Origin of the sequence: Paenibacillus sp. FSL W7-1332 (genome assembly GCF_037969785.1) — a bacterium.
Lineage (GTDB): Bacteria > Bacillota > Bacilli > Paenibacillales > Paenibacillaceae > Paenibacillus_AQ.
The window spans coordinates 5,115,054-5,128,818 of the sequence record NZ_CP150209.1 but is presented as its reverse complement, the minus strand read 5'-3'; the positions used below and the strand labels follow the sequence as shown (position 1 = coordinate 5,128,818).

Here is a 13,765-nt window from a genome sequence, read left to right as displayed (position 1 = left end):
CTAGGACGGTGATGTGGCCTCGTGGAACTTCTAATGTATGTGGTCTTGTTTATTCTTAATATTCCGATATATAAGTGGATTTTCAGAAGGATTTTCGATGATGCGGATGACCTGAAACAGTCGGTAAAGTATTCGTTGACGCCGGATATCATCTCCTTGTTCCGCAGACGTTTTTGGAAGGATCAATTTGGAGAGCTGAAGCTGTCCGTATTCTATTTTTGTTGTTTAGGGATCTTTGTCAGAGAGTGCGTGGTATTGACCAAGGTGGTTGACGTGATCTTTCAATGAATTAGCTATTATGGGTTGAACGGTTACGTACCGCTGAATCTGTGGTAGACTTGCGAAGGACAATAACCCATACACATTCTACTGGAGAAGCAGGGAACGTATGTTAGCCCTGCCTTTTTGATTTGAAGATGTTTGCTAATGGATCATAAGGAGAATAGAGAATGCCAACGATGATTACAAAGTCATTTGATCAAGAAATGCAGCGATGTTTAAGTGAAATTAAATCGGCTTATCATGCAGGGGAACTGAGCACGATGGACCTAGCGGAATTACCGGAAGAAATCTATATCATTGAGGCGGAAGATGAGATGGTGGGGTACGGAGTCGTGTGGGAATACGATAACGGGAAGCAGCTCATGCAGAAGGCCGAACAAGATTATTTTAGCGCCGATGAGCGGTATTTGGAGAAGGATTTCTATATTGATGTCAAGAATAAGAAGGATTTTATCTTTATCCAAGCCTTGGATGTACTCAAAGAATTCGAAAACAAAGGATACGCGGCTTCCTTCGTGAACTGGCTCAAAGCAAAGTATCCGAACAAAAAAATGTATGTCTATACGCTGGAAAAATCACGGAATTTCTGGTTCAAGCAGAATTTCGAGATTTTAGGAAGTACGGCATGGATGACTTTTAATTAAGGTATTGTGCAGCATCAAAATTATACGAGGGAAGTTCATTGCGTTCTTGACCCGAAACGATAAGCGTCAGTTGATCCAAAGTAGACATCAAGATAACCGGCTGCAAATTTGCAGCCGGTTATCTTGATTCGAGTCAAGAAGAGTTGGACGCCTGTTATTGATCCAACGCGTTTTCAAACCTGCCGAACCACTCACTCCAGCCATATCTGGCCCCTTCGAGTCCATGAACATGGGAGAAGCCCGTTTGTTCGAGATGAAGGTTAACCTTGCCGTCGCCTAAATCTTGCAGCGTCCAGGTGACGGTATGCCGCTCGTCTCCGGTAGCCCAAGAATAGGACAACCGATTGGGCGGTTCTACGATAAGTACTTCGCCGTCAACGATTCCATCCCAATATTCGGACGGCTCATGGCGAAACTGAAAACGATGTCCAACGATAGGCTTAAAATTATTTTCCGTGATCCACTTTGCCAACTTACTTGAATCGGTTAAGGCAGCCCAAGCCTTCTCGATCGATGTCGTGTACTGAAAATCCATGGATAAGATTAAACTCATTCTTCTTCCTCCTCGAACAGCTGGTTCAAGCGCAGCATATTTGTAGTCCAGTATTTGCTGTAGAAAGCCACCCAATCTTGAACTTCTCTAAGCGGATCGGGGTTTAGCTTAAATCGCGTTTCTCTGCCTACTTTCCGGTCGAGCACCAGCCCGGCCTCTTTAAGGATGGTCAAATGCTTGGATACCGCTGTACGGCCCATTGAAAATTGTGCCTTTAGTTCGTGAAGCGGTTTCTCCTCTGCCTGTGATAACAGATGAATCAGTTGACGCCTAGTGGGATCTGCAATCGCGTCAAATACATCGCGGGACGGATGATTCTCAATCACGACAACCCTCCTAAAAGTCTAATTTTGTTGTTAGTCATCTAATGATGGATGAAGGGACCGCCGTTAATTTCACCACCTCTGCTTCATGATTTTATAAGTGAAATTTTCAGATATACCTGGAAATGACGATCACTCGATTAGAGAGTTAGTGTTAATCTCTAATGTTCATTCTAAACTAATACCCAAAAAAGGCATCCTTTTTGATATTTCGCTTCGAAATCTGATTACTCTGCAAATGGCTGGAAATAGAATCGACCAATGACTTCGGGCCCGCAATAAAGTATTTTCCATTGTTTTTATATAAGGTGTTAAACGTATCGATTTCCTGATGCAAGTCATCTCTTGAATCAAGATAAGTCACAGTTAATGAAGGATGGTTAGCCATTTCATCTAGCTCATTCTTGAAGATATAAGACTTTTTGCCATCCAAATAGAGCAGCTTTCTTTGCTTCCCGTCATGATTCCCTTCTGCCTCTAATTGTTTAAGGATCGACCGAAATGGTGTGATTCCAATTCCGCCTGCGATCAGAAGCGAAGGACTGTTATCTTGCATATAAAAAGAACCGACAGGGCCGCTCATTTTAACTTTCATTCCCTGTTTTAATTCTAATAGAGCTTTTTTAAAATCACTAGGATCATCACCGATGCGCGTTGTTATTTTAACCATATTCTCTGTAGGAGCAGCTGCCAAGCTGAATGGTTTTGTAGGTTTTTTTATGGTCTTATGAGTAATGCTAAACAAACCGTATTGCCCAGCCTTCCAGGTTAAATCTTTCTCTCTTTCAAATAGAAAAGAATAGACATCCTCTGATTCTTTGCGGCTTTCTATAAATGATAGTTCTCTCTTCTTGAATATGGAGAACATATCCTGAAAAAAACTCATTTTCCCATCTCCCTCTTATAACGTTATCGGTATGGCAATCGCTATATCTTCAACCAAACTTCTAATTGGACACCATTTAGTGATACTTTGATTTTAGGCCACCATTTGGTGTCGTGTCAATGACATATTTCAACTCCATTTGATCACGGTCCAGCCCATATTGCATTTTAACAAATGATTCGCTCTAGATGCGTTATATCCCGATATGGATCGGAAGATCGTTGTATAGTAAGCGCTTTACCCCCGCTTCTATAATGATAGCAAGCTGCAATAGGCGCTTGAAACTAAACGTCCTGAATGCAGCACAGATGCACGCAGAAGGAGGCAATCCACAGATGTTAGGAAGCAGCGATACGGCGGTGAACGTGGGGGTGAATGCGGAAACATCTCACATTCGCTTGGCGAATGGTCTGGTGGCCATTGAGGTGGATTTGGAAAAAGGCAGTTACAACTACGCAGGCAGCAGGGGATTCGCTCTGCAAGATGTACGAAGCGGCTTACGATGGCAGGGCCGGGAATACCATACGGGACATTACGACCGCCACTATATGATAGGCCAGCCGGAGAAGATCCAAGATCCGTTCGGAACAGGCATCCATGTCGTGATGAAGCATGAATCCGATCTGCTCCCAGGCCTGGTACAGCATTTTTACGTCTATGAGGGGGCTTCATCTTTTATCACGCAGGTCGTCATAGTCGGTCAGGGAGACTTAAAGGTAAACCGCATCGCAGTGGTGAAAACCGATAGCGTATCAAGCGGGAACGAGACGGTTCCGGGAGAAGCACTGCATGTGCTGCGCGTGCCGTATGACAATGACAAATGGGTGCGCTATCTCACGGAGACGGCCCCGCTGGAGACGGAAAGCTACGAAGTGACGGCCTTGTTCCAGCCGGATAGCCGCAATGGATTGATTCTGGGATCGATCAGTCATGACGTGTGGAAGACCGGCATTCGCGTCAAAGGGGAAACCGCAGGCAAGCTGGATGAACTGGAACTGTACGCAGGCGCGGCCGACACTATGACCCGAGATTCCCAGCCGCATGGCTACGTAAGAGGAACGCGCGTTGAATCTCCGCTGGTTATGGTAGGAGATTACGACGATTACCGGACAGGACTCGAAGCGTATGGGGAAGCGAATGCTAAGATAGCGCCTCCTCTGAGCTGGGAAGGCGGCGTCCCGATCGGCTGGAACAGCTGGTCGGCCGCCATGAGCACGCTGGATTACGATCTCTATGTGGCGACGAGCGATTTTCTGAAGCGGGAGGTTCAGCCGCAGGGCTTTCACAACGAGGATACCCTGTACATGAATTTCGATGCGTTCTGGGATCGCCTGACGCCTGCCGAGATGGAGGATGCCTTGAAAAGGGTCCGCGAGAACGGGCACAAACCCGGTATATACTGGACGCCGTTTGCTTTCTGGGGAAGTCCGGCTGGGTTCGGCAGCCCCGTGGAGGGCACCGATGGGAAGTACACCTACGGCGATATCCTGCTTCGCGACCAGGATGGCGAGATTTTGCCGGATGTTGACGGCGGACTTGCGATTGATCCTACGCATCCCGGGAACCTGGCGCGAATCGATTGGTTCATGGATAAATTCGTTTCCGAGGGATTTGAGTATATCAAGCTGGACTTCATGGCTCACGGGGCCCTGGAAGGCAAGCATTATAACCCGGATATTACGACGGGGATCGCTGCATACAATTACGGATTGTCGTATCTGACGGATAAACTCTCCCCGGAGCGGATCGGTAGACCGTTCTTCATCAACCTGTCGATTGCCCCGCTGTTCCCTTATTCCTATGCGCACAGCCGCAGAATTTCCTGCGATGTGTTCGGAACGATCCAGGATACGGAATATTTGCTTAACTCGCTGACGCACGGGTGGTGGATGAACGATACGCTGTACCGATTTAACGATCCGGACCATGCCGTGATCTATAAAAGCTTCAACCAAGATTCGACGACCCGCCATGAAGGGCGAAGCCGTCTGACCGCGTCCGTGATCTCGGGAACGGTGCTGCTGCTGGGCGATGACTTCCGGCATGAGGAAGCGGCATGGCGCGCCAAGAACTGGCTGGGAAATGAGGCGATCATCGAGATTGCGAGACTGGGCAGAACCTTTGTGCCCGTAGAAGGGAATCTCGGGAAACAGGCTGCGGATATGTTTGTGCTGACCCATCCGAGCGAAGCGGAAACCACGTATATTGCCGTATTTAACTTTGACGGGGCCGAGTCCGTGCAGAAGACGGTTACCTTGGAACGCTGCGGCCTCGAGGCGCACGTTTCTTACACGGTTCTGGATGTGTGGGAAGGAACGGCAGGTCAATCGGAAGGCACGCTTGTGGTCGAGCTGGCGCCAGCCGAGTCGAAAATCCTGAAATTAATCCGAAATCAATAGAAGGAGGAGAGGTTCAGTGCGTATTCATCCGTTCACATTCTTCCAAAAGCCATTCATGCTCTTCTTATCGATTCTGTTAGCGGGGTCTGTGCTAGGCAGCTCCTTGGCTTCGGCAGAACCGCAGCAGCCGAGTCAAACGGCCGGAGGCATCCTTTCCTACGAGGCCGAGGCATCTCAGAACACGTTTACCGGCAATGCAGGAGCGGTCGATTGCGGCTTCTGTTCAGGCGGGCAAAAAGCCGGCAATCTATACGGCGGCTCCACGCTGACGTTCAACGGGATTCAGGCCGATAAGGCCGGTATCTACAATATGAACATGTTCTACATCTCCGGGGATTCCCGCGCGGCTTCGATCTCCGTGAACGGAGCGGAGAAGGAGAATTTCAGTTTTCCGAAAACAGCGGATTGGAACACGATCGGCTCCTATCAGATTCAAATTTACTTGAATCAGGGCAGCAACACGATTCTGTTCGATGACGCAGGCGGATACTCGCCCGACTTTGACAAGATTGAGCTGACCTTTGATTCAGCCGGCGAAAACGGATCAGGCCCGGATGGCAGCATTGGCGATTTGGGCAAGCAAAAGAAAGCCATGAGCTATGGCTCCATTACCTTAACCGAATATGCCAACGGCTTTAAGGTATCCAATCCGACGTATGAGCTGCTGTACAACACCTCGACCGGATTATCGCAATACAATTGGAACGGCAAACCGGTTGCCAAAGGGTTATACAGCGAGATCCAGCTCGACCGGATGGTTGCAAGTACAGATTATAAACATCATAAATTCTATAAAAATCAAGTGGTCCCATTCCAGGATGCTACCGGCAAGGGGATCAAGGTGACGGTCGTGAATGAGGATGGGGGAATGCCATCGCTCAGCCAAATCTATTACGTCTATGAAGACGGGCCGTATCTGCTTACGGAAACAGTCGCTTCCCATCATTCCGCAATATCTACGGGGAACATCGCACCCATCGCGATGGAAGCGAGAGGCGGCATCGACATCGGCAGCTATGACGATAACCGGGTCCTCGTCGTTCCGTTCGACAATGATGCTTGGTCCAGATACCAAGCGAAGACGGTGAATACCGGGCTCAACAACGATCTGTATATCAGCTCGGAGCTGACGGCGATCTATGACAATACGAGCCGGAACGGCCTCGTCATCGGATCGGTGACGCATGACACGTGGAAGACCGGCATCTATTGGAGCGGCTCGAATGACAAATTGAACAAACTGCGCGTATATGGCGGATTTACGTCATCCACCTCCACATGGGACACGATCCCGCATGGAAAGGTAACGGGCAAGCAAATTGTTTCGCCGAAAATCATGATCGGCTTTTTCGAGGACTACCGGACCGGGATGGAGGCGTTTGGCCAGGTGAATGCAGCGATCCAGCCTCCGTTGGCCTTTGGCGAAGACATTCCTGAAGGCGTTCCGGTCGGCTGGAACAGCTGGGGAGCGTATGCCAGCGATTTAAGCTTTGACAAGGCAGTTTCGGTCTCAAATTATTTTAAAGACCATATTCAGAACCATTCCTTCAACAATGAAGGCAATATCTACATCAATCTCGATTCCTATTGGGATAACATGACGGATCAGCAGCTGACGGATCTGGTACAGCTCATTCATAGCAATGGACAGAAGGCCGGCATCTATTATTCGCCGTTCGTGTACTGGGGCAACAATATGGAGCAGGAAGTCGAAGGGACGAACGGTAAATATAAATACGGCGATATCGTGCTGCGCGATTTGGACGGCAACGTGCTGCCGACGCTGGACGGCGCTTATGCCGTGGATCCGACGCATCCGGGCGTGAAGCAGCGGATCGATTATTACATGAATAAGTTCAAGAGCAAGGGCTTTGAATATATCAAAATCGATTTTCTGAGCCATGGGGCAATGGAAGGCAAGCATGATGACCCTAGCGTTCAAACCGGCATCCAGGCCTATAACCAAGGGATGGCTTACGTGAATGAAGTGCTGGACGGCTCCATGTTCATCAGCGCTTCCATCGCGCCGTTGTTCCCAAGCCAATATGCGCACAGCCGCCGCATCTCCTGCGATATCGACGGCAGCATCGGCAGCACGGAATACCAGCTGAACAATCTCACGTACGGCTGGTGGCAGAACGGAACGATCTACCATTATACCGATCCGGACTATATGCACTTAACCAAAGGCGGATCGATGGAAGGCGCGCAGTCTCGCGTCCATGCGGCCGCGATCTCCGGCACGGTCTTCCTGAATTCGGATGACGTAACGGATGCGACGGCACGGCAGTACATGGAAACGCTGCTGACCAACCCGGAAGTGAACGGGCTGGCGATGAAGGGCAAGGCGTTCCGGCCGGTAGAAGGCAACACGGGCACGCAGGCAGCAAACGTATTCGTGCTAAACGATCAGGGAACCCACTACGTTGCCGTGTATAACTACACACAAAATGCGGCACAGCACACCGTGGATCTCGTTCGGGCCGGTATCGCTTCGGAAGGGGCGGCGTCCTATACGGTGACGGATGTATGGAGCGGCCAATCTCAGACGTCGTCTGGCTCTTCGCTGGATGTGACGCTAAAAGCGGCCGAATCCAAGCTTTATAAAATCGTCCCTAATCCATAACAAGTAAACATAGATTAATCATGAACAACTGCAAATTCATCGCGGTTCTCGGCTCCATCCGGGGATCGCGATTTCTTGCTTTTGCTGTAAGGGTAGTGCTTGTCTCGATATTGGAAAATCAGATGAAGAGGAGAATGAACATGTCAGAAATGAAGCTTTGGTATACGAAACCGGCTCAGGGCTGGTCGCAAGGGCTGCCGATCGGCAATGGCCGAATGGGGAATGTGGTGGTATCCACTCCTGACAGAGAAATATGGAATATCTCCGAAACCACCTATTGGTCTGGCCAGCCGGAGCCGGCTCAAGGGCGAAGCAACAGCAAAGCGGATTTGGAGCAGATGCGGAAGCACTTCTTCCAGGGCAATTATCGCGAAGGCGATCGACTGGCCAAGAAGCTCCTGGAGCCGGAAAAATTGAATTTTGGCACCAATCTGGGACTATGCCAAGTCGTTCTGGAGTTTGATCATAACGTGAAGCCATCCGAAGGCGGGAGACAAGATGCAGCAGTTGAGCCGCTAATCCATCGGGAACTGGATCTGGAGGAGGCGGTGGCACGTTCTTTTTGCGAGATCGATGGAGCGGAGATGACGCGAGAGGTCTTTGCTTCCCATGCCGATCAGGTCATTGTTGCGCGGATCCGCAGCAGCCAGGGTTCGTCAGGCGTGTCATTCCGCATTTCGATTCGAGGCGAGAATGGTCCTTTTCATGCTGTCGTTACTAGTAAGGATACGATCGAATTCCAGGGACAGGCGCTGGAAAGCGTACATAGCAACGGGGAGTGCGGGGTGTCCTGCCAAGGCCAGCTGCGCGTCGTAACGGAAGGCGGGCAGGTGAGCTGCACGGATGACACCATAAGCGTAGCCGGGGTGGATGAGGCGGCGATTTATTTTGCGGTGAATACGGATTACCGTCAAGAAGGTGAGGGCTGGCGTGAGAAAAGCGCGTTGCAGCTGGATCAGGCTGTGCTGCTGGGATATGACGCGCTGAGAGCCAAGCATCTGGCGGATTATCAGCCGCTGTATGCCCGTGTAAGCTTAGATCTGGGAAGCAGTCAGCATTCCAGTCTGCCTACGGACGAGCGGATCGGCAGGTTTAAGCAGGGCAAGCGGGATGATCCGGCATTGTTTGCGTTGTTTTATCAATATGGCCGGTACTTGACCATTAGCGGGTCACGACAAGACTCCATCCTGCCCATGCATTTGCAAGGCATATGGAATGACGGCGAAGCCAACAAAATGGCCTGGAGCTGTGACTATCACCTGGATGTGAACACCCAGATGAACTATTTTCCGACGGAGGCCGCGAACCTGAGCGAGAGCCATGAGCCGCTCATGCGGTATATCCAGCAGCTATCGGTGGCCGGACGCTCGGCGGCGCGCCATTATTACGATGCCGAAGGCTGGGTGGCCCATGTATTCTCCAATGCTTGGGGATTTGCATCACCGGGGTGGGGAACCTCCTGGGGGCTGAACGTGACGGGCGGATTGTGGATCGCGACGCATATGATGGAGCACTACGCGTACAACCGCGATCAGGCTTTTCTGGAGGAGCTGGCTTATCCCGTCCTGAAGGAGGCCGCAGCCTTTTTCATGGATTACATGACCGTGCATCCGAAGTATGGCTGGCTGGTCACAGGTCCGTCGAATTCGCCGGAGAACAGCTTTTATACCGGCCATCCGGAGGATGGGCATCAGCAGCTGTCCATGGGCCCGACCATGGATCAGGTCCAGGTTCGGGATCTGCTGGCGTTCTGCGTGAAGGCAGCACAGACGCTGGGCGTGGATGAGGCGCTTCGGCAGCAGTGGCAGACGGCGCTGGATCAACTGCCTCCGCTGATGATCGGTAAAAAGGGGCAGCTGCAGGAATGGCTGGAGGACTATGAGGAGGCGCAGCCGGAGCATCGCCATCTGTCGCATCTATATGCCCTGTATCCCGGCAGCCAAATCACGCCGCATCGTACGCCGGAACTCGCTGCGGCAGCCCGAGTGACACTGGAGAACCGTAACAGCCGGCCCGACCTGGAGGATATCGAATTTACCGCGGCGCTGTTCGGACTCTCCTACGCCCGATTGCATGACGGGGATCAAGCCGTGCAGCATATCGCCCATCTGATCGGGGAGCTGTGCTTCGACAACATGCTCACCTACTCCAAGCCCGGCGTAGCCGGAGCCGAGGCCAACATCTTTGTCATCGACGGCAACTTCGGCGGCACCGCCGCCATTGCGGAGATGCTGCTGCAGAGCTACGAAGACGAGATTCATCTTCTGCCTGCACTGCCGGCGATGTGGCCGACGGGCAGTGTGAAAGGGCTGAAGGCGAAAGGGAATATTGAGGTGGATATGAGCTGGGAGCAAGGGAAGCTGGTTGAGGCGAGGGTGAAGGGGAATGAGGATGGGAGTGTGCGGGTGTTTTATGGGGGGAGGGAGATGGGGATGGGTCTTTAGTCATATATTTGTAGTTCTTATGATGGGGTTAAGCTTTTTGAGTCTGATGATAGAGGGTATTACCATAAAATTAACCTCTGGCGGAACTACCAGAGGTTAATTTTTCAAATCTATTGGTTCTTTTGGAGGATGATTCTAGAACTATGTCGAATAACTGTATGAGAGTATTTATCATATTTGGAGGTGCCTCAATTGAACGCAATTGAGTTTCTGAAAAGTTCGACACTGTATAGAAGTTCATCGTGGCTAAAACCAGTGATCTCAGGTGTTCTAGATGATAGTTTTACGTCACAGATAATAGATGAGCTTCTTATTAAATTATTTAATCTAGAAATCTCTAGCACTATTGAAAAAGCTGAGGTCGATCCTGCAGATCATGATCCCGTTCAGAACCCAAAAAGACATATACATAGAATTGCAACTATCGAAAAAATTGAAAATGTTGGTCTTTTGAATCTAAGTGAAAAAATGACTTTAAATCCTGGTTTAAATGTGTTCTATGGTAAGAATGGTGCTGGAAAAAGTACGATATATACCGGTTTGTGTAAGGTATTAGGTAAAGATTCAAAACAAGTTATCCCAAGTATATATGGGAGTAACAATAACTCAGTTGTCGAAATCACCTGTATTTGTAATGGGTCGGAGCAGAATATAATATGGACTTCAAAAGAAAGTAATCCTGATACTGGGATTATGTTGTTTGATAATCAAATTTCGAATGTGATTGTTGAACAAGACCAAATCAATGAGTTTGATTTAGCACATTTAAAAAGTGAGTATTTTGTGTACATCAGAGAAGTATTAGAAACACTAGAAGAGAAAATGTTGTTTTTATTAGGACGGAGAAAAGAAGATGCTCAACAGATAAAGGAATTTTTGAGTGAAAAAGTTCCATTCATTTTAACTGGAAATTTTACGAAAGAAAAGGTTCATCAACATGTATTTAATGATGGACAAAGCAAAGAATTAGAGCATTTACAGAGATCTTTGGACTTGTTAAACAGAGAAGAATTAACAGAAAGCATAAGAAATATTGATAATGCTGTAATTGAAACTGGTAAAATTCTTGGAACATTTGGTAGCTTTCATGATGAAGAGTATACATTATCATATACAGTGGAAAGCCTTACCAGAGTGAATAAATTAATTTCGGATTACAATTTAGCTAAATTAGCATTAGATGGGCAGACAGCTCACTCAGGGATAGTTCCTGAAAGCTGGATAAGTAATACAACATGGAGTAATTTCATTTCAACTAGTATTGAATTTGTTAATTCTCTTGAAGCTAATGAGCAAAGAAAGTTTAATGAAGAAACATGTGTATATTGCCATCAGCCTCTAGAATCCGATCTGTCAAAAAAATTAATTTCTCTTTATAGAGAACTGCAGGTTGAACACTCTAGCAAATTAAGAGGATTAGAGGACAAAATAAAAGCAGCAATTTCTAGACTAAACAATGTACTGGTCTTATTAGATAGTCTGATTTCTACTGAACCTAGAATTGAAGCTGAATTTGATAAGATAAATAAAATTGGGCAAAAGTGTATTGATTCTAATGATGTTAAAAAATCATTTGAAGAGATTCATGAAGTACTTGTTAGTAAAGGTACGCTTAATGTGGAGTCTATTTATGAAACTATAAAACAGTTTTGCGAATTTTACTTAGAACTCCATATTCAATTGAAAACTAAATCAGTAGAGCTAAAGAGCTCACTTGATCAGAAAAAACAAAAAATACTAGAACTACAAAAACAAATTGAGCCCTTAGTAATAGGTCGTGATCTTATGCTGTATAAACATAAGGTTATTGAATTTTTTGAACTTAATGAAATTATATCTGTAATTGATAAAAGGAAAAGTGAATTGTCGAGATTTAAGCGTTCGCTTGCACAGCAGAAAACTAAATTTATGAATGAAGAAATCATGAAGCAGTTTGAGAACTTGCTAAAAAAGGAATATGAAAACTTAGAGTTCTCTCCTCCTGATGTATGGAGACTCAAAACCAGTACTAGAGGAGATGTAAACAAACGTGTATACAGTTTAAATGACAAAAAGTTATCCCAAATATTCAGTGAAGGAGAAAGAAAGATACATTCTCTTGCAGATTTCTTTGCCCAATCTGAACTTAACAACTACCAAGGAGTTTATATTTTTGATGATCCTGTAAATAGTTTAGATGAAGATAAGATGCAGTATGTCTCAAAACGGATCATGAAATTAGTTGATCAGGGGAATCAAGTTTTTGTTTTCACTCATAATCTTGTTTTTCTTAACATGTTGGTAAGCGATCCTGGAAAGGACAAAATTAACAAAGTCACACGATTATCAAGCCAAGTTCATATAGAAGCTAATAAAGCAATAGATAATATAGGTGCCATGAAAGAGCGACATAGAGAGATAAATAAAAGAATTCAATCTTTTAAACAAAGAAGCATATTGGATATAACAGAGTATGAGCTGCGAAATGTATACGATCTAATGAGTGGATATCTTGAAGATTATGTAGAACAAAAACTTTTAAGTGGCATAATTTCGAGATATCGCCCTAATATCAGAATGAATAGTGTTGATTCGCTGAAGGGTATTGAGAGTGAATTAATTGATGAACTGTGTGAACTTTATGAGCAAACAAGCAGAAAAGGTTCACGACATTCCCAGCCAATAGGTGCACCAAAGCCTTTATATGAAGAGTTGTTATCTCATTTTGAACTACTTGATCTCAAGTTTAAATACTAGTACCAACAAGTATAGTATTGAATAAAATAATTATGAAGGAATAGGTCTTCTATTGGATCGTTCTCTTCATTCATTAGAAGATTAGATTATTAGGGGGAAGTATATTATGACCAATGTTTTTGGTATTGAAATTTCGGTCATTATTGTCGCTCTGATAACAGCTTATATAGGTTACCAGTTTAACTATCGAATTAAGAAAAGAGAAGTTTTTTTAAAAGAACTAAGTATCAGTTATAGTGAAGTCTATTTTCCTATGTTTGAGATGTTATCAGTTATAGTGAAAACGGAAGAGAAAACAAGGAAATTTGATTTAATTGATTCTTTTGTGCAGGAGTATTCGGGGAAGGAATCAAAAATCAGATATATAGGGTCATCGTTTATACTGGGTTATTTTTATGATTTTAAAGAGGCTCACTCTAAATATAAACAAGAAAATAACCGGATTAATGAACGAGAGTTGTTAAAAATGTTACAAGGACTTTATCTTATGGTCGAGGAAGAATTCTGGAATGCTCATGACATTATCTATGAGGATTATAAGCAGTTTGTAAGTGATTCCTTTAGTAACCCTTTTTTCGTTATTCTCGCAAACATCTTTAGAATCATATATCATCTATCCGTATTTTTATTTTGGATAAGCGTTGCGATTCTCTATTTTACAATCTCTCACATGATTATTCCTCTTGAGTGGGTTCCAGAGTGGTGGAATATCTATTCGTCGTTATTATTATTAGCTATGACATTAACAGTATTTGGTGTAATGATGATCTTTAAAGAGATGATAATGAAAAAAAACCGGAGAAAAAATAAAGTCGTGAAAAAATTGTGGGTCAATGTTAAAAATATAATCTACAGATAATTCTCTTTTAATA

Annotated in this window: 10 protein-coding genes; 7 read left to right on the top strand and 3 right to left on the bottom strand. The window is 46.0% G+C overall.

Annotation, left to right across the window (positions count from 1 at the left end; genetic code table 11):
* The first annotated feature begins 21 nt into the window (after positions 1 to 21).
* Positions 22 to 288 carry a hypothetical protein gene (locus MKX98_RS23100; RefSeq protein ID WP_339218598.1) on the top strand — a complete coding sequence of 89 codons (267 nt, stop codon included), beginning with the start codon at positions 22 to 24 and terminating at the stop codon, positions 286 to 288.
* 161 nt (positions 289 to 449) lie between these two features.
* A complete protein-coding gene (locus tag MKX98_RS23095) occupies positions 450 to 926 on the top strand; it encodes a GNAT family N-acetyltransferase (RefSeq protein ID WP_339218596.1) in 477 nt (158 codons plus the stop codon).
* A gap of 154 nt (positions 927 to 1,080) precedes the next feature.
* On the opposite strand, the gene MKX98_RS23090 is transcribed toward MKX98_RS23095, so the two are convergent.
* The 3 genes from MKX98_RS23090 to MKX98_RS23080 all read right to left on the bottom strand — a co-directional run bounded on the left by MKX98_RS23090 (position 1,081) and on the right by MKX98_RS23080 (position 2,688).
* Positions 1,081 to 1,479, bottom strand: a complete 399-nt coding sequence (locus MKX98_RS23090) for an SRPBCC domain-containing protein (RefSeq protein WP_339218595.1) — start codon at positions 1,477 to 1,479, stop codon at positions 1,081 to 1,083.
* Positions 1,476 to 1,805, bottom strand: coding sequence for a metalloregulator ArsR/SmtB family transcription factor (locus MKX98_RS23085; protein ID WP_071219892.1), 330 nt, complete (start codon positions 1,803 to 1,805; stop codon positions 1,476 to 1,478). The genes MKX98_RS23090 and MKX98_RS23085 overlap by 4 nt, the downstream gene beginning before the upstream one ends.
* Positions 1,806 to 1,980: 175 nt before the next feature.
* Complete coding sequence (locus tag MKX98_RS23080) at positions 1,981 to 2,688, bottom strand: FAD-dependent oxidoreductase (RefSeq protein ID WP_339218594.1); 708 nt, start codon at positions 2,686 to 2,688, stop codon at positions 1,981 to 1,983.
* A gap of 335 nt (positions 2,689 to 3,023) precedes the next feature.
* Here MKX98_RS23080 and MKX98_RS23075 point away from each other — a divergent pair, with 335 nt between their 5' ends.
* The 5 genes from MKX98_RS23075 to MKX98_RS23055 all read left to right on the top strand — a co-directional run bounded on the left by MKX98_RS23075 (position 3,024) and on the right by MKX98_RS23055 (position 13,752).
* A complete protein-coding gene (locus MKX98_RS23075) occupies positions 3,024 to 5,087 on the top strand; it encodes an alpha-galactosidase (protein WP_339218592.1) in 2,064 nt (687 codons plus the stop codon).
* A 16-nt stretch (positions 5,088 to 5,103) separates the two neighbouring features.
* Complete coding sequence (locus MKX98_RS23070) at positions 5,104 to 7,713, top strand: carbohydrate-binding protein (RefSeq protein ID WP_339218591.1); 2,610 nt, start codon at positions 5,104 to 5,106, stop codon at positions 7,711 to 7,713.
* Between the two features lie 140 nt (positions 7,714 to 7,853).
* The gene (locus MKX98_RS23065) at positions 7,854 to 10,157 is read left to right on the top strand and encodes a glycoside hydrolase family 95 protein (RefSeq protein ID WP_339218589.1); all 2,304 of its coding nucleotides are present in this window, start codon (positions 7,854 to 7,856) and stop codon (positions 10,155 to 10,157) included.
* A 192-nt stretch (positions 10,158 to 10,349) separates the two neighbouring features.
* The gene (locus tag MKX98_RS23060; RefSeq protein WP_339218587.1) at positions 10,350 to 12,893 is read left to right on the top strand and encodes an AAA family ATPase; all 2,544 of its coding nucleotides are present in this window, start codon (positions 10,350 to 10,352) and stop codon (positions 12,891 to 12,893) included.
* A 106-nt stretch (positions 12,894 to 12,999) separates the two neighbouring features.
* Complete coding sequence (locus MKX98_RS23055) at positions 13,000 to 13,752, top strand: hypothetical protein (protein WP_339218585.1); 753 nt, start codon at positions 13,000 to 13,002, stop codon at positions 13,750 to 13,752.
* Positions 13,753 to 13,765 lie beyond the last annotated feature (13 nt).